Annotated in this window: 17 protein-coding genes; 5 read left to right on the forward strand and 12 right to left on the reverse strand. The window is 45.7% G+C overall.

Translation table 11 applies throughout. The features are described from left to right. Positions 1-173 precede the first annotated feature (173 nt). The 3 genes from EXU57_RS07445 (at position 174) to EXU57_RS07455 (ending at position 5,801) form a co-directional block, all read left to right on the forward strand. Positions 174-2,072, forward strand: coding sequence for a DNA topoisomerase IV subunit B (locus EXU57_RS07445; RefSeq protein WP_133267556.1), 1,899 nt, complete (start codon positions 174-176; stop codon positions 2,070-2,072). Between the two features lie 101 nt (positions 2,073-2,173). Further along, entirely contained in the window at positions 2,174-3,007 is an 834-nt protein-coding gene (locus EXU57_RS07450) for a DUF1835 domain-containing protein (RefSeq protein ID WP_133267557.1), read from the forward strand. Between the two features lie 277 nt (positions 3,008-3,284). Continuing rightward, a complete protein-coding gene (locus EXU57_RS07455; protein WP_133267558.1) occupies positions 3,285-5,801 on the forward strand; it encodes a DNA gyrase/topoisomerase IV subunit A in 2,517 nt (838 codons plus the stop codon). A 12-nt stretch (positions 5,802-5,813) separates the two neighbouring features. Here the strand turns inward: EXU57_RS07455 and EXU57_RS07460 are convergent, their stop codons facing one another. The 10 genes from EXU57_RS07460 to EXU57_RS07505 all read right to left on the reverse strand — a co-directional run bounded on the left by EXU57_RS07460 (position 5,814) and on the right by EXU57_RS07505 (position 16,742). Beyond that, positions 5,814-6,758: a hypothetical protein gene (locus EXU57_RS07460; protein ID WP_133267559.1), complete on the reverse strand. Its 945-nt coding sequence runs from the start codon at positions 6,756-6,758 to the stop codon at positions 5,814-5,816. Positions 6,759-6,870: 112 nt separating this feature from the next. After that, entirely contained in the window at positions 6,871-7,314 is a 444-nt protein-coding gene (gene smpB, locus EXU57_RS07465; protein WP_133267560.1) for an SsrA-binding protein SmpB, read from the reverse strand. A 57-nt stretch (positions 7,315-7,371) separates the two neighbouring features. Beyond that, positions 7,372-8,292: an acetyl-CoA carboxylase, carboxyltransferase subunit beta gene (gene accD / locus EXU57_RS07470; protein ID WP_133267561.1), complete on the reverse strand. Its 921-nt coding sequence runs from the start codon at positions 8,290-8,292 to the stop codon at positions 7,372-7,374. Positions 8,293-8,516: 224 nt separating this feature from the next. Further along, complete coding sequence (locus EXU57_RS07475) at positions 8,517-9,623, reverse strand: hypothetical protein (RefSeq protein WP_133267562.1); 1,107 nt, start codon at positions 9,621-9,623, stop codon at positions 8,517-8,519. A 17-nt stretch (positions 9,624-9,640) separates the two neighbouring features. Then, a complete protein-coding gene (locus tag EXU57_RS07480; RefSeq protein WP_133267563.1) occupies positions 9,641-10,489 on the reverse strand; it encodes an ABC transporter substrate-binding protein in 849 nt (282 codons plus the stop codon). A gap of 70 nt (positions 10,490-10,559) precedes the next feature. Next, on the reverse strand, positions 10,560-11,711 hold the full coding sequence (locus EXU57_RS07485) for a threonine synthase (RefSeq protein WP_133267564.1): 1,152 nt from the start codon (positions 11,709-11,711) through the stop codon (positions 10,560-10,562). 52 nt (positions 11,712-11,763) lie between these two features. Continuing rightward, a complete protein-coding gene (locus EXU57_RS07490; RefSeq protein ID WP_133267565.1) occupies positions 11,764-12,672 on the reverse strand; it encodes a LysR substrate-binding domain-containing protein in 909 nt (302 codons plus the stop codon). Between the two features lie 171 nt (positions 12,673-12,843). After that, the gene (locus EXU57_RS07495; RefSeq protein ID WP_133267566.1) at positions 12,844-14,199 is read right to left on the reverse strand and encodes a pyridoxal-phosphate dependent enzyme; all 1,356 of its coding nucleotides are present in this window, start codon (positions 14,197-14,199) and stop codon (positions 12,844-12,846) included. A 205-nt stretch (positions 14,200-14,404) separates the two neighbouring features. After that, the gene (locus EXU57_RS07500) at positions 14,405-15,991 is read right to left on the reverse strand and encodes a S41 family peptidase (protein ID WP_133267567.1); all 1,587 of its coding nucleotides are present in this window, start codon (positions 15,989-15,991) and stop codon (positions 14,405-14,407) included. A gap of 277 nt (positions 15,992-16,268) precedes the next feature. After that, a complete protein-coding gene (locus tag EXU57_RS07505; protein WP_133267568.1) occupies positions 16,269-16,742 on the reverse strand; it encodes a hypothetical protein in 474 nt (157 codons plus the stop codon). A 117-nt stretch (positions 16,743-16,859) separates the two neighbouring features. On the opposite strand from EXU57_RS07505, the gene rimO reads away from it, so the two are divergent. Further along, a complete protein-coding gene (gene rimO, locus EXU57_RS07510; protein WP_133267569.1) occupies positions 16,860-18,170 on the forward strand; it encodes a 30S ribosomal protein S12 methylthiotransferase RimO in 1,311 nt (436 codons plus the stop codon). A gap of 94 nt (positions 18,171-18,264) precedes the next feature. Next, entirely contained in the window at positions 18,265-19,860 is a 1,596-nt protein-coding gene (bshC, locus tag EXU57_RS07515; RefSeq protein WP_133267570.1) for a bacillithiol biosynthesis cysteine-adding enzyme BshC, read from the forward strand. Here the strand turns inward: bshC and EXU57_RS07520 are convergent. Together EXU57_RS07520 and purE are read right to left on the reverse strand one after the other, a co-directional pair. Next, positions 19,857-20,804 carry a DUF6929 family protein gene (locus EXU57_RS07520; protein ID WP_165958069.1) on the reverse strand — a complete coding sequence of 316 codons (948 nt, stop codon included), beginning with the start codon at positions 20,802-20,804 and terminating at the stop codon, positions 19,857-19,859. The two genes, bshC and EXU57_RS07520, sit on opposite strands and share 4 nt — an antisense overlap. After that, positions 20,737-21,306 (reverse strand): 5-(carboxyamino)imidazole ribonucleotide mutase, encoded by a 570-nt coding sequence (gene purE, locus EXU57_RS07525; protein ID WP_133267572.1) that lies wholly within the window; start codon positions 21,304-21,306, stop codon positions 20,737-20,739. Before purE ends, EXU57_RS07520 begins: the two co-directional genes overlap by 68 nt. Positions 21,307-21,438 lie beyond the last annotated feature (132 nt).

Consider the following 21,438-nt stretch of genomic DNA (forward strand, 5'->3'; position numbering starts at 1 on the left):
ATGTTGGCTGAATCTGCTGAGCGTATATATTTGCGGGTTGCTTTTGAGGGTCTGTGCCGGGCTTCCTAACACATTTTTAAAGTTCAGGCACCTTGAACGTATCGACTTGTGTGCGGGCAACGTTTAGGAACTCGAAGGTTGGATTTTCATCATTATAGTCAATGGCGTAAGAAATGGCAGAAAAATTAAATTTGAACGATTACAATGAGGAAAGCATCAGGAGTCTTGACTGGCGGGAACATATCCGCCTGCGCCCGGGTATGTATATCGGTAAACTGGGTGACGGAAGTAGCCCTGACGACGGGATTTATGTACTGCTGAAGGAGGTGATGGACAATTGTATCGACGAACACACCATGGGGCATGGTAAAAACATTGAGCTGGTCATTGAGAACAAAACCGTCACTATCCGCGACTTCGGTCGGGGTATTCCGCTTGGGAAAGTAGTAGATGTTGTTAGCAAAATAAATACGGGCGCCAAATACGATAGCAAAGCGTTTCAAAAAAGCGTTGGACTCAATGGTGTTGGAACCAAGGCGGTAAATGCGCTAAGCGGGTATTTCCAGGTTACCGCCTTTAGAGAGGGAAAGCAGAAAACGGCAGAGTTTGAGAAAGGTGTTTTAATAAAAGAGCATAAGGAAAAAGCAACCACGGAAGCAAACGGAACCCTGGTCAGCTTTGTTCCCGATGATACCGTTTTCAAAAACTTTCATTTCATACACGAATACATCGACAACCAGCTCTGGAACTATTGTTACCTGAATGCCGGACTTATAATTAACTATAACGGCAAAAGGTATGTAAGTAAAAACGGCTTACTCGATCTGTTACAACGTCGTACAAATGCCGATGAAATTCGTTATCCAATCATTCACCTGAGGGGTGAGGATATCGAGATTGCTATAACCCATAACAATGACTACGGAGAGGACATTTATTCTTTTGTAAACGGGCAATACACCACCCAGGGAGGAACCCACCACCAGGCATTTCGAGAGGCTTTTGTAAAGGTGATCCGCGACTTCTATAAAAAAGATTATGAGGCTGCCGACATTCGCGGAAGCATCTGCGCAGCCATAAGCGTACGGGTACAGGAGCCGGTATTCGAAAGCCAGACCAAGACCAAACTCGGTTCATTAACCGTGTATGAAGGCGGTCCTACCATGCGGAACTTTATGGTCGATTTTATGGGTAAGGAGCTGGATAACTACCTCCATAAAAATCCGCAGACAGCAGATGCCATGCGTCGCCGTATCGAACAAAGCGAACGCGAACGCAAGGAACTCGCAGGCATTAAGAAATTGGCTAACGAGCGCGCAAAAAAGGCCAATCTCCACAACAAAAAACTTCGCGATTGCAAGTTTCACTTTAACGATGAGGTGGAGGGTAAACACAAGGATGAGATCCTTGAAAAGAAGAATCAGACAACCGTGTTTATCACCGAAGGAGACAGCGCCAGCGGATCGATAACTAAAAGCAGGAGGGTAGATACTCAAGCCGTTTTTAGCCTTCGCGGTAAACCATTGAATTGCTTTGGTCTGACCAAAAAAGTGGTATACGAAAACGAGGAGTTTAACCTGCTGCAACATGCCCTGAACATAGAAGATGGACTTGAAGGCTTACGTTACAACAACATTGTAATTGCTACCGACGCGGATGTGGATGGGATGCACATCCGGTTGCTGATGCTGACGTTTTTTCTTCAGTTTTTTCCTGACCTTGTCAAAAACGGTCACGTATACATTCTTGAAACACCGCTCTTTAGGGTACGCGATAAAAAGGAGACCATCTATTGTTACGATGAAAGCGAAAAAGCCGCCGCAGTAAAAAAGATTGGTGCAAAAGCCGAGATCACCCGCTTTAAAGGGTTGGGAGAGATTAGCCCTGAAGAGTTTGGAAAATTTATCGCCGAAGACATCAAGTTGCAGCCGGTTATGTTGTTGCCGGAAACACATATACAACAACTGCTTGAATATTATATGGGAAAAAACACCATGCAGCGACAGGAGTTTATTATCGACAACCTGAAAGTGGAAATTGATATCGCTGAAGATGTAGCAGCTGAAGCATAACGTGGAAGTTCCCTGCACTTGCTGACAAAGCAATATCGGCATAGCAAACTTCAGTTTAGGCTCAGTAACTATTCAGGAACAAAATCTAATTGATAGCATAAATGATACACATCGTTTTTGAAGAAGCGAACAAGGGGGCACTAGAGAAAAGCTTTGAACTTGACACCACTATGGCCGGTGAAGTGGTAATTATCAGGGACGACTACGCAGTAGGACCCATCAACAACATCTATGCGTTGGAAGGGATAGAAAACAGGGCTAACTGGTGGAAAGATGTTCTAACAGGCGGGCCATTCGAGCACCTGGTAGCAGGTGGTTTTAATCACGATCATGATGCCTGCAACGCAGTTTTGGAAAAACTAAGAGCCGATGAAGAGGAAGTGCTTTGGATATGGGCCGCACAAAATAAACACGATGTTTCAGGTTATTACTGGCTGGTGAGTCAATTGAAGGACTTTCAAGGCCGGATATTTATCTTGTACCTGAACAACCTTCCTTTTATAAACGAAAAAGGTAATATTTTCTATCCGACCAGCCTTTTTCAAATCCAACCTAAAGAGTTCGTAAAGGCAAAGAAATTGGCACGTCCGATTACCCTATCAGAATTCGAGATTGACCCCGACGAATGGCAAAAGCTTGGAATCGAAAACAAAGGTGTTCGCCTGCTTGAAGGCGGGAAAAAATTGGCTCAGAAAGGAGATGATTATTATGATGCTGAACTGCTGAACTACATCGGACACGAATGGCTGAAAGTGCAAAAGGTCTTCAACCAATTTTTTTCAAAAGCAAAAGAAACAACGGGTGATGCCTTTCTCTTCGGCCGGGTTAAGGAATTGATCAGGAACGGCAAGATCGTTTCGCAAGGTGATGTCAGGAATCTAAGGGAGTTTGAATTAAAGCTAGCCTCAGAAGTGGAGGTGCCGGTTGAAGGGTAATCAATCGAATGTTAAGGGCTAAACAACCGCAGGCATGTTACGTTGTCTAAATTTGTACAGGGCAGGCCCTAAGATCAGGTGCTTCGTTTACAAAACAGGCTTGTTCAATGATTGTGCCGGCTGGATCACTGGGCGCAAGCATGCAATCGAAAGTAAAGTTGCATTAATGTTCAGTGATAACCTCGATCGGGCCGGGAAAGTGTTTTAGATGATGTTATTTGAAGGATGAGCATCGTATGCTACCGATGAAAGATGGTTTACTAATTATCAATACAAAATGGCTAAGGGTACCTATACCGACCAGGACTTTTTGGAAAATGATCACGGGATAACAGGGCAATACAAAAACTGGTTTCTTGATTATGCTTCCTATGTTATTTTAGAGAGGGCCGTTCCTGCAATGGAAGACGGTCTTAAACCCGTGCAGCGCCGCATACTACATGCGATGAAGGAAATGGATGATGGCAGGTTTAACAAAGTTGCCAACATCATCGGTCAAAGCATGCAATACCATCCGCATGGAGACGCCTCTATTGGAGACGCCCTGGTGAACATGGGTCAAAAAGACCTGCTGATTGAAAGACAGGGAAACTGGGGTGATGTTAACACCGGCGACGCCGCCGCGGCTGCCCGGTACATCGAGGCACGCTTAAGTAAGTTCGCCCTCGAAGTGGCTTTTAATGCCAAAACAACTGAATGGCAGCTCAGTTACGACGGCCGAAAAAACGAGCCGGTAACACTGCCCATGAAATTTCCCTTGTTGCTTGCACAGGGAGCAGACGGTATCGCCGTCGGTTTGTCCACCAAAATACTCCCACACAATTTTTGTGAGCTTATCGACGCTTCCATAAAGTACCTGAAAGGAAGAAAGTTTGAGATCTTCCCCGACTTCCAGACAGCCGGGATGATCGACGTTACCAATTACAATGAGGGTAAACGTGGAGGTAAAGTTCGCGTACGTGCCGTGGTGGAAGAAGTAGATAAAAAAACACTGGTTATTCGAAATGTGCCTTATGGTGTTACCGTATCAACGTTGTGCGATAGCATCGTTAAAGCAAATGAGCAAGGTAAGATCAAGATAAAAAAAGTCACCGATACCACTGCAGCCAATGTTGAGATCAACATTGAACTTGCGCCGGGAATTTCACCCGACATCACCATTGATGCCCTCTATGCCTTTACCGACTGCGAGGTAAGCATTTCGCCAAATGCCTGCGTAATTGAAGGCCAGAAGCCGCGCTTCATGGGCGTAAATGAACTGTTGAAATCTTCTGCCGACAAAACAAAAGATCTGTTGCGCCGCGAGCTGGAAATTAAGCTTGGCGAGCTACAGGACAAGTGGCACTATACCTCACTTGAGAAGATCTTCTTCGAAGAAAAGATTTATAAGGAGCTGGAGAAAAAGCATGAAACCTGGGAGAAAGTAATTGAAGCAATTGATAAAGCGTTCAACCCTTTCAAGAAGAAGCTCAAACGCGATATCACCCGGGAAGACATCATAAAACTTACTGAAAAACCTGTTCGTCGTATTTACAGGCTCGATATCGATGAGCTGAATGCGCAGATCACGGCACTGGAAAATGAGATCAAGCAGGTAAAGCATGACCTGGAACACCTGACCGATTTTGCTGTTGCTTACTATGAAAACCTTCTGAAGAAGTACGGCAAGGGTCGCGAGCGTAAAACAGAAATCAGGGCGTTCGACACCATTACAGCTAAGTCGGTCGCAATCGCCAATACGAAATTATACCTCAACCGTTCAGAGGGATTCATCGGAACCAGCCTTAAAAAAGACGAATTTATTGCCGAGTGTTCCGACCTTGATGACATCATTGTTTTTACCAAGGCAGGCAAGATGAAAGTGGTGCGTGTAGCTGATAAAGTCTTTATCGGCAAAGACATTATTCATGCAGCCATTTTTCAAAAAAATGATGAACGCACCACCTATAACATGATGTATGTTGATGGTGAAAGCGGGGTTACTTACGGTAAGCGGTTTAATGTAACGGGTATTACCCGCGACCGCGAATATGAACTTACAAAAGGCAGTGAAAAAAGCAAGGTCCATTACTTTACTGCCAACCCAAATGGCGAAGCGGAAGTGGTTAAAGTTGTTTTAAGTCCTAACTGTACGGCGCGCCAAAAGGAGTTTGAATACTACTTTGAAGAGCTGGAGATAAAAGGCAGGAGTAGCATGGGCAACCAGGTTACCAAGTACCCGGTTCGCGCAGTCAAATTCAAAGAGGCTGGTAAAAGTACCCTGGCCGGTAGAAAGCTTTGGTTTGATAATAAGTTCGGGCGGCTCAACTCAGAAGAAAAAGGGGAGTACCTCGGCAGCTTTGAAGACGACAAGATTCTGCTGGTATACGATGATGGTTCTTATGAAATAACAGATACCGAACTTACCCAACGCTTCGAACCTGAGAAAATCTGGTTAATCGAAAAGTTTGATCCTGAAAAGGTGATCACCGCCGTTTACTTCGACGCGGATAAACAGCAATACAATATCAAACGCTTCCGCATCGAAACTTCTTCAATGAAAACGAGGTTTCCATTTATTAAAGAGGGTGCAAACAATCGTCTCGAGGCGGTCACCACCGATGAGGATCCCGTACTAAACCTGCACAGTGGTAAGGGTGCACAGGCGAAAACGCAAAAGATTAAAATTGCCGGATTTGTTGAGGTGATGGGTTGGAAAGCAATCGGCAATAAACTTACCGATTACAGCAAAGGCATCGAAATGGATTGGGAAGTCAGGGATGCCGAAGAGAAACCGCAGGGTAAACTCTTTTAGGCAACACTGTATTTACATAGGAGGTTTATTGGCGGCAGGCTTCTTCCTAAACCGCAGTGTAGCATTTTTGATGAAGTTGCTTGATAATGCCAGTTCATACCTTTTTGTGCCCGCATAGATTACACAGATCGCGGTATTTGGTGGAATACTGCCGAGGTTTTCTGCCAACATGCTGATCTCGTTTATCGATGTATCTAGTGCTATCATGGTAGTGAATGCCTGGGCGGTAAGAAGCTTATGCGCAGCAACCAGCTTCCGGTTATGGAACAAAGAAATCGTATCACCGTCGATTTCGCCGTTATCGTATAACGAGAGTTGAAGGCTGTCGGCATCTACTTCTATAATATCGCTTACCTCGAAAGTTCGCTTGTTGAGTTCTGTTACCAACGCGGCTTCCTGCATACGTTGTATAGTGTCTGCAGGCGGTAGCTTAATTCCCGGGTTTGCCGTTAGCGAATCCACTGGTCTGAGTACTGCTACAGGTTCTTCCGGCTCCGGCTCAGGATCTTTAGGTTTGATTACTTGTTTTACGAGCTTGATGTTTATTGCGGGACAGGTAAAACGATAATTTGGCGTTGGGTTAAACTGGCCGCGTAAAGAGGACTCAACCCGGCTTACGGTCAATGTAAAAGATCCTTCCATGGGGCAATCAGCACCATTGATATCGCGTGCCTTGTAATTCAGCACAGGTGTTGCTTTAAGTTCGAGTGTTCTTGTTGCAGGCAGGTACACCCCCGTTATGCGCGCCTGTATAGAATTGCTTTTAAAGAAGTAGTTGAGCGAACCGGTAACCTTATTCCCTTTTTGCACAAGTATCAGTTCGGTAAGATAGCTGTTGTGAGCGCCATTCCGGTTTACATTTCCAACACCGTACCACTCACCAGTTACTTTTTGCGCGCTCGAAGCACCTGAAACCAACAACAAAAAACAGAGACCAAAAACAAATCTGTATTTCAACAATCCAGCGATACAAGTGCTCCACATAGTTCTCAAAAATTTAACTGGGGCAAGTTCCCATAATTATGCCATTTGGCGATCACCCCGTTAATCCCAGGTTGTTACATTCCTGTTATTTCAGGTAACGTTTAATCTCGCGATCAGTCTCTTTTTTCTTGATTGTTTCCCGTTTGTCGTGTACCTTCTTTCCTTTACCAAGACCTATCTCAATTTTAGCCAGGTTTTTGTCGGTAAAGTAAACACGCAACGGAATAATCGTATAGCCCTTATCCTTTAGTTTGTTTTGTATCTTCTTGAGCTCCCTTTTGGTGAGCAACAGTTTACGATCGTGTACTGCAATGTGGTTGTTCGAGGTTCCCAGTCCATATTCCGCTATATACATCCCCCTTAGCCACAATTCATCTTTAAAAAAAAGGCAAAAGCTATCATTGAAACTAACCTTGCCCTCACGTATACTTTTTACCTCCGTGCCCAGCAAAACCATACCTGCATCGAACTTATCCTCGATGAAGTATTCAAAATAGGCTTGCCTGTTTTTAATTTCTTTTGTTCCCATTAATACAAATGCCGGCTTTATTAGCAGCCGGCAAATGTAAAAAATGAAATGGTTCTATCAGTTATTAAATAATATGAGCAGTTGGGTAAGCTTGTCCCTTAGTTTGGTGCGATCAACAATGAAGTCGAGAAACCCGTGTTCAAGTAAAAATTCGCTCCGTTGAAAACCGGGGGGCAGGTCTTTTTTAATGGTCTCTTTTATTACACGCGGGCCCGCGAAACCGATCAGTGCACCCGGCTCTGCTATGTTCAAATCGCCGAGCATGCCAAAGCTTGCTGAAATACCACCAAAGGTCGGATCGGTGAGCAGGGAAATATAAGGCAGTTTGGCATCGCTCAGTTGCGATAACTTTCCACAGGTTTTTGCCAGTTGCATCAGGCTGAACGCGCTTTCCATCATACGCGCACCACCACTTTTGCAGATCACCAGGAACGGCAAATTATTGGCGATACAATAATCAACGGCGCGGCTGAATTTCTCTCCCATAACGCTGCCAAGACTACCACCAATAAATTCAAAATCCATACAGGCAATCACAATGTTGTTGCTGTTTACCGCACCAACCGCTACCCGCATACTATCGGTAAGGTCTGTTTTGGCCCATATGTCTTCGAGCCGTTTTTTATACGGCTTAAGGTCGGTGAACTCTAAAAAATCTTTGCTCCGGATGTTCCCAAAAAGCTCTTCATATTCTTTGTTGTCGAACAACATTTCGTAGTACTCTTCACTGCCAATCCGGTGATGGTAGTTGCACTTTGGGCAAACGTAAAGCGCCTCGCGCAGGTCGGCGCTGGTGCAGATATAATTACATTGGGGGCATTTAACCCATAATCCTTCGGGGGTTTCTTTTTTTTCAGCGGTCGACGTCAGAATTCCCTTCTTCCTCCTGGTAAACCATCGTGGTTTTGCGGCTTCACTTTTTTCTTCAGCTCCTCCGGCCAGGTTAGCCTCTAAGTCCTCTTCCTGTTCTTTTTTCATATGCTGATCTTGGGTAATTGAAGGTAATAATATTTTATTTTGGTACAACAACAGTACCGCGGTATGCCGGTATTGCCACTATAATGTTGTTTTTTTATGGACCAGGCAGAAGTACAACAAGCAACCCCGGTTGCGTCGCACTCTTGTACTGTATAACAAAACGCGGCAAATATAAGCTACAATGAAAGACATTAACGGCATTCTAATTAGAACAATGGAAACAACTAGTACTTGTTCTTTTTCTTCGCCTGCTGTATAAGGTGCAGTGTTTTACCAAGGGTGTCTTTCAGGTGCAACTTCACCAGTTCGCCCATGGTGTTGCAACGTGGAAAACGACGATTTCCCGAATAGTCCTGCAACTCCTGGCGCAGTCTTTCAATTTTCTCATTGGTCGAAATCTGGTCGCGGGTCATAATATTCAGCAGCTCCATAAGCCGGTACCTAGAATCGGCAACCCTGAAAGCCATCATGGTTCTTTCCTCGCTCTGGTACTGTTCAATAGAGTCGCCGTCCAGGTGTTTCATTGCAAGGTCGACAAGCGCAAAATTCTCCTTGAAGTACTGCGGCAGGTAAAGGTTTTTTCGGCCCTCATAAGATTGCTGGTCAAAATCAATTGCCCTGATCCGGTACTGAAAATCTTCGATGTCGGGAGTGATATCAACAACGAAATTATAGCTGCGCATGTCGCCGAGTAAGCGAACAAAACACCGCTCATTAAACTTAACGAATTCCTTTGCAAACCTGATCTTATTGGTAATCGGCTGGTCGAGATATTGCTTGATAAAGATGTCCCCCGGTATGCCCGGAATGTGCTCCTCAACCAGGGTATTGTGCTGCGTAAAATAGGTGATCTTATTTGGCGACAGAATATGTTCCAGTTCGAGTCCGTATATCCTCGAAGCATCGGCAGCTTTTATGTAAAAGTGATCGTAGTTGTCGTTGTACTTATTTACGATCCGGATTCTAAAAGGATTAGAGTTGCCAAAGGCACAATAGTCTATCCTGGCTACGTCGAGGTGTTTGGTAAAGGTGGTATCACCCTCGGTTTTAAGTATAGCATAAATCTTCAGCAGCCCCTCGCGTATGTAGGTCCACTCATTCATATCGTACACCACTTTTTCCCAATGGGTATCCTGGCCGTTTTTATCGAGTAATGGTACGGAATACGTAATTCGCGCCAGGTCGGCATAGGTTACCGGCAGCTGCACCTCTCTTCCATTTTGCTTAAGGTAATTGCGAAGTCGATCGTTTATGGGGTAAGAAGGCTTCTTTTTCGAAGGGGCGTCATTGATCTTGAGAACGGCTGCATTAGGAACTTCTGAAAAACTCATTTTGCGTGCTTGGTGGCTCAATTTAGCGGTTTAGTGTTAATCTGTTCGAGCAGACTTTTGAAATAAGTGCTGGCTTTTACCAGCCTGCTGCCATACCAGCTGAACATCTGCCCATCAACCAGCATAACTGTACTGCCAGGTAATTGTGCCTGCAGTTCGGCAACGTGTTCATTAGAGAAAGGGTAGGGCTCGGTAGATAGAAATACCAGGTCGCATTTGTCCTTGCTAAGCTGGTCAACGGTTATCATGGGGTAACGTTCCTGAGCTGCAAAAATGTTTTGCAAACCGCAACGTTGAAGCATATCATCTATAAACGTATTGCTGCCGACTGCCATCAAAGGCTCCTGCCAGATCAGGTAGGCTGTTCTTATGGGTACATGTTCGGAAAGTAAATGGGGTTCAATTCGCTTTACAGCAGTGTTTTTTACATATTGCTCCAGGTCGTTGAACCCATGTTTGATCGCGGTAATGAGTTCGCCTGCGTTGTGTTCGGTGTTGGTCATTGCGCCTACGGCAGTAATCATGTCGATGGCCTGCTCAAGGGTGCTTACGTCACTTATGTATACAGGAGCAAGCTTTTTGATCTCCTCAACTTCTTCTTTAATGTTTTCTTCCTTATTGCCGATTACAAGGTCGGGTTGCAGATCCTCGACCCGGTCAAGGTGTACCTTTTTTGTTCCGCCAACCCGGGTTTTGGAGTGAAACCATTGTTCGGGATGTACACAAAACTTGGTGATGCCAACAACCTCGCTTTCGAGCCCAAGGTCATGCAACAATTCGGTTTGGGAGGGTACCAGCGAAACAATCCGCCTTGCTGGCTCGGGCAGCTCAAGTTGGCAACTTAGTTGATCAGTAATTGTAAGCATAATGGGAAGTTACGGCCGAATGGCGATAACACAAGAGCCCATGTAAAATCAGGTCAACGGCGGCAGGGGCTCAACGGTATTTATACCAGCTCCCGGTATTGAAAAGCATAACGTTTTCTTCTTCGCCGATCCACTGTTCGTTAAGCAACTTTCTAAAAGCCATATAAGTTGCACTTCCCTCAGGCGACAAGAGGTATCCTTCTTCTGATGCAACCAGCTTTATGCCCTCGAGCAGGTCTTGTTCGCTTACTGTTCTAACGGTTCCCTTGCTTTCTTCAATAACCTGTAGCATAAGATCCGTTGCAAAGGGATAGGGCACTGCCAGGCCAAGCGCCAGTGAGGCTCTAGGCTTAAAATCCTCGATGTTCCTGTGGTGAAAATGGTGCATCATTGGTGCGCAATTTTCAGTTTGCACAATCACCATCCGGGGCAGCTTGCCGGTAAGCCAGCCAACTGCCTGCAGTTCGCGAAACGCCTTCCACATACCGATCAGCCCGGTGCCGCCACCAGTGGGATATATGATTACATCAGGAAGCTCCCAATCCAACTGTTCAGCGATCTCCAAACCAATGGTTTTTTTGCCCTCAAGCCTGTAGGGCTCCTTTAAGGTTGACATGTCAAAGTATCCTTTTTCGGTTGACAACTGCCTTGCAAGCTTGCCACAGGCATCGATTAAGCCGTCGACAAGTATGAGTTCGGCTCCGAATAAGCGGCACTCTTCCTTAAGCGTTTCTGCCGTATGCGCCGGCATAAGAACAGTAGCACCGATGTCGGCCTTTGCACAATAGGCAGCCAATGCCCCTCCGGCATTGCCTGCAGTTGGGATTACGCAATGGTTTATACCCAGCTCTTTTGCTTTTGAAACGGCCATGCTAATCCCCCTGGCTTTAAAAGAGCCCGTTGGATTTGTGCTTTCATCCTTTAAAAGGAGACTATTGATGTTATGTTTTTGGGCGAGTTTAGTAAGCGAAAGGATCTTTGTCCAACCCTCGCCAAGGCTTACCACGTTGTCATCTTCAAAAAGGGGAAGAAAGGCACGGTAGCGCCACATTGAGTCGTCGTTCGTCAGAATATCTGCCTTGGTTATATTAAGATCGTCGAACCGGGTGACCAGTGGTTGGTTGCAACAGGTCGCATAGGATTGTACCTGTTGAATATCATATTCTTTACTACAGTTCGGACATTGCAATACTGCAATTGCGACTGGGTTATTAGCTATCATTAACTAAAGGTAAGACGCACTCATAACCGAACACATGTAAATTGATTATAGGTCATAACTGTTGGTTATAGATAGTTCTTGCAAATGCAATGAAAGCTTTATTTAGCTCATTGATGGATTCTCCCTTGCGTTGGATGAAATAGAAGTGACGGGTAATTTCTAAATTCTGGATTTGCACCTCGGAAAGTTCATTAGCTGCGAGCTCTTTAATGATTGCACGTTGTGGCAGAAAGCCCAGGCAATCAGCTTCAAGCAGGAAATTTTTTAGCGCCTCTGTACCTCCCAGCCGAACTTTTACATTGAGATCGCTGATTTTTATTTTATGTGCCTCGAGGCTTTGGCTGAGTGCCGCAAGAGTGCCACTACCTTTTTCGCGGAGCACCACGGGTATTGCAGGTAGTTCTTTTATGGAGGAAATTTTCTTGTGCGCCAGGCTGCTGCGCGAGTTACAAACGGGCACAACCTTATCGGTAAGAAAAGGCAGGTACTCTACATTTTTGGTGTTGCCGGGGCCTTCAACAATCCCGAGATTTATGTTCTTCTGGAGCAATGCTTCAAGCACCGATTCGGAATTCCGGTTCAACAGGTTGATCTCTACTTCAGGGTACTGCTTATGAAATGCGGAAAGTATACGTGGCAGAATATATAGTGCAACGGTCGTGCTTGCGCCAAGGCGAAGCATTCCTTTTGCCAGCAGTTTATCTTTAAGAAAAGATATCTCGAAATCTACCTGGTCCTGTATGTTTTTTACATCAAGTAAACGTTCGTATAGCAACTTGCCGGTTGGGGTAAGCGCTATTTTTAAACCCTGTCGTTCAAACAGCTTCGACTTGTAATCGTTTTCAAGTGACTGGATGTTTTTGCTGATGGCAGGCTGTGAGAGAAAAAGCACCTGGCTCGCCTTGGTAAAGCTCTTCTGCCGGGCTACTTCAAGAAAAATGAGGTGCTTTGTGCTTAACATAGTTGTTGAGGTTAGCGCGATCGGGGCATTAACCAGGGTACCCACAATTTGGCCGGTAAACAGCCTTGCCGATGCAACAACAGGGGTACAGTGCGACCAACCAATAAATTGGAGGCACGGCGCAACAAAAGCCTCCACAAAGTTCTAAAGCCGGTTCAAAAAAATTGTTGCTTATTTAGCAAGGCTTTGTATGACGTCGTATTTCGTAACGATATGGTAGTTTCCACTTTCATCTTTCGCTACAACCGCGCCGTTGCCTTTGGTGATCAGGCCGCCTAGTCTCTCGATAGGTGTATCAAAGGCAACCAATGGCAGCGGGGGTTCCATTACACTTTCAATTGATGCAGTTTTAATCTCCGGGCTGGTGAATATCTTTTTGAACAAACCACCTTCGCTAACTGCGCCGATCATGCCGGTGCCATTCATTACGGGAATTTGCTCGATGTCGTACTTCTTCATGAGCTCAAATGCATCAGCAACGGTTTCGCCGGCTCCGATTGTAACCAGTCTTTTCGAGGCGCGGCCGCTAACGATATCACGGAATGTTTTTACATCAAGGAAGCCACGCTCCATCATCCACTGGTCGTTGTATAATTTGGCAACGTACCTGCTGCCATGATCGCAGAAGATTACCACAACAAGGTCGTCTTTCTTCAGCTCATCTTTTAACTGCATGAGTCCTTTGAGCGCTGTGCCCGAACTATAGCCCACAAACAAACCTTCTTCGCGTGATATTCGCCTTGCCATTACTGCACCATCTTTGTCGGTAACGCGTTCGAATCGATCTATCACCGACATGTCGTAGTTCTGCGGAACAAAGTCTTCTCCAATTCCTTCCGTTACATAGGGATGCACTTCCTTCATGTCGATCTCACCGGTTTCATGGTATTTCTTCAAAAGGGAACCAAACACGTCGATTGCCCAGACTTTGATTGCAGGATTCTTTTCTTTTAGGTATTTGCCCGCTCCGGTGATGGTGCCGCCTGTTCCGGTAGCTACAACAAGGTGGGTGATCTTTCCCTCTGTTTGCTCCCACAACTCCGGACCGGTTGTTTCGTAATGTGCCAGCCGGTTCGCCAGGTTGTCGTACTGGTTCATATGAAAGGAGTTGGGTGTTTCCTTAGCCAGGCGTTTAGATACCGAGTAATAGCTCCTGGGATCTTCAGGGTCAACGTTGGTAGGGCAAACAATAACCTCGGCGCCAACTGCCTTTAGAATGTCGGCCTTTTCTTTTGATTGTTTATCGGTGGTTGCGAATATGCATTTGTAGCCCTTTACCACTGCAGCAAGTGCCAGGCCCATACCGGTGTTTCCGCTTGTGCCTTCTATGATGGTGCCGCCCGGTTTGATCTTGCCTTCCTTTTCTGCAACTTCCAGCATCTTGAAGGCCATGCGATCCTTGACGGAGTTCCCGGGATTGAAGTATTCCACTTTTGCAAGAACGGTACAAGGAAGTTCCCGGGTGATTTTATTAATTTTTATCAGGGGAGTATTTCCTAATGTTTCAAGGATACTGTTTAACCACATATTCGTAAGACTTTATTCAAAGGTAATGAAATCGCAATGGGGTGATTGCCTTAACAGTAAGGCAGATGGTAAAGTTTATAGAAAGGTAACCGGTGGACCAATATCCAGGGTCGATGAGGTTTTTTGACTGTATTCGCTTCCGGGTTTGCCGACCTGGTACATTAGCCAGCAATTGCTACCCCGGTATGAAGGTTTTTAACAGGTACTAACTTTTAAGCACGGCCAGTGCTTTTTTCACAAATTCGTCGTCGTTGTTCATCACTTCATAATAGCCTTCGTATCTCCAGATCTGCCTCGCCATAAGTGGTGGAATCCGGCGGAACAGGTCTTCGCGATCCTTTGTCGTAACCTTATTGAGATCGATAGAATCACGGGCGGCAAAATCTTTAAGGGCGTTCCATTCAGCATTGGTCGTTTTGAAGCCGGAAGAGAGCTCAAGTGGTGTTTTATAGGAGGTAAACCTGGATTTATTCTGAATATAATAGCTGTAAATAAAATTGCTTAATGTGCCTTTCGTATAAAGCCGGCTTGCTTCGGTGCCCAATGCAGTAGTGTCGTATGGAACAAATATGTCGGGGGTAATTCCGCCGCCACCATAAACGGTTCTTCCTTTTTTTGTTTTAAATGGCTCACTCGTTGCGGTAGAGTCACCCCGTACCACCTCACCATTGTGAAAACGGGTGTAAACTTCTTCTTCGTAGGCGCTGTAGCCTTTATTGTAGGGCTTCTGGATATTTCTGCCCAACGGGGTAAAATAACGTGCGACTGTCAGGCGCAAACCCGAGCCATCCGACAGGCCAAACTGCTCCTGTACCAGGCCCTTGCCAAATGTTCTTCTTCCGATGATGGTTGCCCTGTCCCAATCCTGTAAAGCACCTGAGAGCACTTCGCTGGCGCTTGCTGACGACTCGTCAACCAACATGGTAAGCGCACCGGTTTCGAACAATCCATCACGCTGGCAACGGTATTCGTATTTGGGCACATGGGTTCCCTCAGTATAAACGACTAGCTTATTGCCATCGAGAAACTCGTCGGCAATTTTCACTGCCTGGTTCAAGAGACCGCCGCCGTTACCCCTAAGGTCAACAATCAACTTTTTCATACCGCTGGCCTGCAGTTTTTCCATGGACTGCATAAACTCGCGGTAGGTGAGCTCATTGAACATGTTTATGTGTATAAAACCAGTTTCGGGGGTGATCATATAAGCGACATCAACGGAAGGGGTAGGAATGGTGCCGCGTTTTATGGTAAATGGTTTGAGCCTGCCATCTCTAAAGACAGTCACCTTTACTTCACTTCCGCGCTCTCCACGAAGAAGCTTCCGGATGTTGTCGGGCTTGATTTTCACGCCTGCAATCTTTGAGGTGTCGTTTACAGCGATGATTTTATCACCGACCTGGATGCCTGCAAGATCGGAAGGGCCATTTTTGAGGACATTCAGCACATTAACGGTATCATAAAAAAGCTGGAACTCGACACCGATTCCACTGAAGTTGCCACGGAGCTCGTCGTTGATGTCGGTGAGCCTGGTTGCGGGAATATAAATTGAATGTGGATCGAGCCTGGAAAGCATTTCCTGGATCGCCTTATTACCAAGTGTATCTGTTTTAACCGGGTCAACATATTTCATTTGAATAAGGTCGATCACCTCCTGCATCGGGCTCTTGTTACTCATCTTGAAGAAACCCGGCATGCTTGTGTTTTCCCGGAGCTTGTAACCGATCGTCATTCCCAAAACCATCACAACGGAAAACAACAAGGGCAACCAAACCTGAACTTTTCTATTGACCATACTGTAGGTAGTGCTTATTTAAGGCACGAATTTCACGATTTATGGCGAATAAGCATGTAACGAGCCGTTAATACCATTATGTTTTTAATTAATCAACCGTTTAGCTTCAACAAACTATGATAGCTTACGACTCCCCCCACTTATTGTGGTGCCAATTATACAGCAACCTAAACGGGGGTAAAAAGCTTAGGTGCAGCGAGTGAGGCCAGGATTTCCTGAAAACAAAAAGGTTCCTGTCGCGCGGACAGGAACCCTTAAATATTCAAATAAGATATTATTAGTTGAGAACATACCGGATACCGACGCCCCCAAACTGAGGTTGTAAACCTGCGTTGCCCAGGATGCTAAAACTGGGTTGCCAGTCGAGGCTGAGGTTGATGGGTACGTTTGGGATTTTGAAGTCAAGACCGATTACACCGTCAATACCAAGATCAGTGCGTGTGTTGTTGATGGCTTTGTATTTTGAACCGTATACACCAACATGCGCGCCGGGGCCTACATACCAGGCAAGTCCGCTAACACCTTCAAGCGGGTAATGAAATTCGTATAGACCAATCACCCGTACGCCTTCCCTGAAAAACAGTGCCTGGGCTTCAAGTGCGTTTTTAACCGTAACGAATTTCTTATAGCTGAATGCCACTCCCGAAGATATTTTTACTCCTGCTGCTGTTGCGTATGGAGGTCCTGAAACATCCTGGCTAAATGAGGCAAATGATACCAGCATTGCAAGAGAAAACAACAGCTTTTTCATCGGAAAATGGTTTAGAAATGGTTAGTAGTTATACATGGGCGAAGATGTTTAAAAAGTTATAAATGAAAGGTTAAATTCAATGGCAGGACATCAATCTCCCTAACTTTGCGGCTCTTTATGAAATCTAGAACACTAAGAAAAGATAAGGTAAACATCATCACCCTCGGCTGTAGCAAGAATATGGTTGACAGTGAGGTGTTAAGTGGGCAGCTGCTGGCGAATGATATCTCCGTGGTGCATGAGAGCGCCAAAAAGGATCACAATATTGTTATCGTAAATACCTGTGGTTTTATTGATAAGGCAAAAGAAGAAAGTGTAAACACCATTCTTGAACAGGTTGAGTTGAAGCGCCGTGGACGCCTGGATAAGGTATATGTTACGGGTTGCTTAAGTGAGCGTTACCGAAATAACCTTGAAGCAGAGATCCCCGAGGTGGATGCCTATTTCGGAACAATGGAGCTGCCCCTGATCTTAAAACGATTTGAAGCAAACTACCAGGCTGAGTTGATTGGAGAAAGGTTGCTCAGTACTCCTTCGCACTATGCATACCTGAAAATCAGCGAAGGCTGTAATCGTACCTGCTCATTTTGCGCCATTCCTTTGATGCGTGGGCAGCATACCAGCAAAACAATAGAGCAATTGGTGGCGGAAGCCGAGGGCCTGGTGAAACGTGGGGTAAAAGAAGTCATGCTTATTGCGCAGGAGCTTACTTATTACGGCCTCGACATCTATAAGCGCCGGGAGTTACCCCGGCTTTTACATGCGCTTGCCGATGTTAAAGGACTCGAGTGGATACGCCTGCATTATGCTTATCCCAGCAAGTTTCCGCTTGAGATACTTGATGCTGTTAGGGAGCGGGACAATATCTGCAACTACCTTGATATGCCACTTCAACATGCTTCTAACAACATGTTGAAAGCAATGCGGAGACAAATAACCCGGGAAGAGATGACCGAGTTGATTTATAATATTCGCGAGAAAGTACCGGGTATATGCCTGAGGACAACCCTTATAGCGGGCTTTCCTGGTGAAACGGAGGATGATGTTGAAGAACTTAAGGGGTTCCTGGAAGAGCATCGTTTTGACCGGGTTGGTATATTTTCATATAGTCATGAAGAAGGGACCGGTGCATATAGCCTGGTTGATAACATACCCCAGGAAGTAAAGGAAAGCCGTTGCCAGGAAATCATGGAAGTACAGCAGGAAATCAGCCTTGAGAAAAACCAGGAGAAAGTTGGTAAAGTGTTTAAAGTAATTGTGGATAAGAAGGAAGCAGGGCGCTATCTTGGCAGAACAGAGTTCGACAGCGTTGAAGTGGATAATGAGGTGGTCATTAACACCCCCAAACCCTTACCGATTGGCGACTTTGTTCAGGTTAAAATTACTAAGGCTTTTGATTACGACCTGGAAGGAGATGTGATAGCTTAACATGTGAACTTGTTGTTGGCGCTTGCGCATCCAGCAGGGATCTTTACCACATGGTTATAAATAAAAACAACCAAACTAATCGTCTACTGCAACCATGCCGATAAACTGCGATTACATTGCTTATAAAAGTACCGGCTACTTTTCCAGGATCATAACGGACTATCTCGACGGATCAGAAAACATCAAACCACTTATTGCGCATCCGCCTACAATTGAAGGGATAAGCGCAGCCATTGCCAATCGCATTAATGCACCTTCTCACAGGGAGCTGTTGGTATCAGAACTCAGGCAGCAATATAATGGATTGCCACTCTCGGCGCTGCAACAGGAAAACCTTGCTAAGCTTTCGCAGGATACCACATTCACCATTTGCACAGCACATCAACCCAACATCTTTACGGGTCACCTATACTTCATCTACAAAATTCTTCACACCATTAAGCTTGCGCAGGAGCTTGGCAGGCAGATGCCGCAATACCACTTTGTGCCCTTTTATTATATGGGTAGCGAAGACGCCGATCTTGAAGAACTTGGTCATATTAACCTGAATGGTGAAAAGCTCGAGTGGAAAACAAACCAGACCGGCGCCGTAGGAAGAATGAAAGTTGACAAACACCTTATTGCATTGATCGAAAGAATATATGGTGAATTGGGTGTACTCCCTTTTGGCAATGAATTGTCGGAATTGCTGCGGTCTGCTTACCAGGAAGGTGTTACCATTCAACAAGCAACGCTTGTATTGGTTAACCAGCTGTTTGGCGAATACGGGCTCCTCGTGCTGATCCCGGACAATGCAAACCTGAAAAGGCCATTTAACCCTATTGTAAAACGCGAGTTAACAGCGCAGTTTTCACACCCGTTGGTTGAGTCGACTGCAAAGAAGTTAGGCGAAAACTATAAGGTACAGGCGAGTGGTCGCGATATCAACCTGTTTTATCTTGATGATGGTGCCCGTGACCGGATCGTATTTGAAGAAGGTGTATTCCGGGTGCCCGGCAAGGTTTGGATGACGGAACAGGTGCTCGAAGAGCTGGAGAGCCATCCTGAACGGTTCAGTGCTAATGTAATTCTCAGGGGACTTTTCCAGGAGATGATACTACCCAACATTGCCTTCATCGGGGGTGGTGGTGAAGTTGCCTACTGGCTGGAATTGAAAGCCGTTTTCGATGCTGCAGATGTGCCATACCCCGTTTTGTTGCTCAGGAATTCATTCGTTCTTGTCGACAAAACTTCGCGGGATACGGTCTCGAAACTTGGGTTTTCCTTGCCAGAATTTTTTGCGCCGCAGGACGTTCTCGTCGAAAAACATGTAAGGAGGAGTTCTGGGCTACAACTGTCATTGGAGCAGGAGAGGGAACAGTTTCGGGATAGCTACAAGCATATCCAGGATGTTGCGGCAAAGGTGGATCCAACGTTATTGGCTCACGTTGGGGCGCTGCAAAGTGAGCTTGATAAAAAGTTCATTGCTTTGGAGAAGAAGATGCTACGGGCGGAAAAGCGAAAATTTGAAAGTGCTACAAGGCAAATTCAATGGGTGAAATCGACGTTATTTCCTCGTAACAATTTGCAGGAGCGCGTAGATAACCTGTCGCCATGGTATGCCCGGTATGGCAAACAATTGTTTGATGAATTACTGGCTTGTTCGCAAACAACAGCACAGGAGTTTGGCATTGCGAGGTTAGCCGATTAAGGGATAATTAGCTTTACTTTGAAGAGGCGGGTATTGCCCTTATCGTTATCGGCCACCAGGTGCAAAAGCATGGTGGCACCATTACCTTCCTGGATACAAACACCCTCGATCTTTTGATCTTTAAACGCGGAGTCATGGTCACTGAGTTTAAGCCATCCATTGGGTGTAATGGACCCTGCAGATGTTTTGGTACTGATATCATTTATCCACCCGATGTAACTGTCTCCGATTTCACCGTCGTCATAAGCATTTGTTGTAGCCTCTGTTGAAGCCGTAAAAAAAAGCCGGTCATTATGATCTATTGCAAGCCCGGATATTCCGGCAAATGCTTTTGTATTGCGGGGCAGTTGTACCGCAGCAATATGGAAGGAGACACGGGACTGATTCTTCCAGAAATCGTTGCTGGTAAAAACCAGGTGGTTAACCGGTTGTGCAAGGTTGCCCCGGTTGCTGATGACTAATCCTCCTTTAAGGGCTGTGAGGCCTTCGTAATTGGTTTCTTTGATACCCCGCTTGCGCACCCTTGCATTAAACGTTTTGGTGTGTACGATAGTTCGTTTGGCTGGATCACCAGTTGCATTGCTGATCAGGAGTTTGTTTCGTAGGGCTGTAGAGCCCGAACCTAACATCAGAAGCGACTTGTTTGGGAGAACCGTGGAGGATTCGATGTCGGTTTTCTTACTCTTCTCAATCCTCTTTGTTTTGCTGGTAAACAGTTGTATGGCCGAAAGCTTGTTGTATGCGGTGTCAAGCACCCGGTATTCCGTGGCATCGTCACCAAACAGGTATAGCTTACCCGATGTATACTCTATTGATGAGCCCGAGGGGAAGTCTTCCAGGAGCTTCGCCTCTATCAATGTTAGCGATGGTTGTTGATCAGGCAATTTCTGATTTGTCGAACTCATTAGGCCAGCCATCAGCAACCAATTTATCCAGTTTTTCATATACACCCTGTTGAAGTTCCGCTTTGTATTTATCCAGTTTTTTTGCCAGCGTATCGTTTGAGGTTGCGAGAATTTGCGCAGCAAGAATGCCCGCGTTTTTCGAGCCGTTCAAAGCAACGGTCGCTACCGGTACCCCCGAGGGCATTTGAAGAATTGAAAGAACAGAGTCCCAGCCATCGATACTGTTAGATGATTTAACCGGAACCCCGATTACCGGCAGGCTTGTGATAGAAGCGATCATGCCCGGCAGGTGAGCAGCACCACCTGCACCGGCGATAATCACCTTTAAGCCCCTCGACGAGGCTGATGTGGCGTATTCGATCATCCTTAGTGGTGTGCGATGTGCAGACACTACCGTTAGCTCGAAGTTAACGCCAAAGTGCCTGAGCACGTTTGCAGCCTCCTGCATAACGGGCAGATCACTGTCGCTACCCATAATTATTCCAACCAGTAAAGGTGACTCGTTTTCAAGGTAAGGTTCTGCGGCGCCCAATTGTGTCATATGGAGGTATTTCGATTAGTGATGCGGATTATGGATCTGGGTATAAAGGTATTGGGGAATAAGTTATAGGGTATTAAGGTATAGGGTATTGGGGTATTTGGGTATTGAGGTTTTGGGTTGAGCGTTGTTGGG

The organism is Segetibacter sp. 3557_3, assembly GCF_004354985.1.
Taxonomy (GTDB): Bacteria; Bacteroidota; Bacteroidia; order Chitinophagales; family Chitinophagaceae; genus Segetibacter.

Excerpts from the sequence above, each read along its gene's own strand:
- EXU57_RS07445 (WP_133267556.1), top strand. The coding sequence starts at position 174 with ATGGCAGAAAAATTAAATTTGAACGATTACAATGAGGAAAGCATCAGG.
- EXU57_RS07450 (WP_133267557.1), top strand. The coding sequence starts at position 2,174 with ATGATACACATCGTTTTTGAAGAAGCGAACAAGGGGGCACTAGAGAAA.
- EXU57_RS07455 (WP_133267558.1), top strand. The coding sequence starts at position 3,285 with ATGGCTAAGGGTACCTATACCGACCAGGACTTTTTGGAAAATGATCAC.
- smpB (WP_133267560.1), bottom strand. The coding sequence starts at position 7,314 with ATGGGAACAAAAGAAATTAAAAACAGGCAAGCCTATTTTGAATACTTC.
- accD (WP_133267561.1), bottom strand. The coding sequence starts at position 8,292 with ATGAAAAAAGAACAGGAAGAGGACTTAGAGGCTAACCTGGCCGGAGGA.
- EXU57_RS07475 (WP_133267562.1), bottom strand. The coding sequence starts at position 9,623 with ATGAGTTTTTCAGAAGTTCCTAATGCAGCCGTTCTCAAGATCAATGAC.
- EXU57_RS07480 (WP_133267563.1), bottom strand. The coding sequence starts at position 10,489 with ATGCTTACAATTACTGATCAACTAAGTTGCCAACTTGAGCTGCCCGAG.
- EXU57_RS07485 (WP_133267564.1), bottom strand. The coding sequence starts at position 11,711 with ATGATAGCTAATAACCCAGTCGCAATTGCAGTATTGCAATGTCCGAAC.
- EXU57_RS07490 (WP_133267565.1), bottom strand. The coding sequence starts at position 12,672 with ATGTTAAGCACAAAGCACCTCATTTTTCTTGAAGTAGCCCGGCAGAAG.
- EXU57_RS07495 (WP_133267566.1), bottom strand. The coding sequence starts at position 14,199 with ATGTGGTTAAACAGTATCCTTGAAACATTAGGAAATACTCCCCTGATA.
- EXU57_RS07500 (WP_133267567.1), bottom strand. The coding sequence starts at position 15,991 with ATGGTCAATAGAAAAGTTCAGGTTTGGTTGCCCTTGTTGTTTTCCGTT.
- EXU57_RS07505 (WP_133267568.1), bottom strand. The coding sequence starts at position 16,742 with ATGAAAAAGCTGTTGTTTTCTCTTGCAATGCTGGTATCATTTGCCTCA.
- rimO (WP_133267569.1), top strand. The coding sequence starts at position 16,860 with ATGAAATCTAGAACACTAAGAAAAGATAAGGTAAACATCATCACCCTC.
- bshC (WP_133267570.1), top strand. The coding sequence starts at position 18,265 with ATGCCGATAAACTGCGATTACATTGCTTATAAAAGTACCGGCTACTTT.
- EXU57_RS07520 (WP_165958069.1), bottom strand. The coding sequence starts at position 20,804 with ATGAAAAACTGGATAAATTGGTTGCTGATGGCTGGCCTAATGAGTTCG.
- purE (WP_133267572.1), bottom strand. The coding sequence starts at position 21,306 with ATGACACAATTGGGCGCCGCAGAACCTTACCTTGAAAACGAGTCACCT.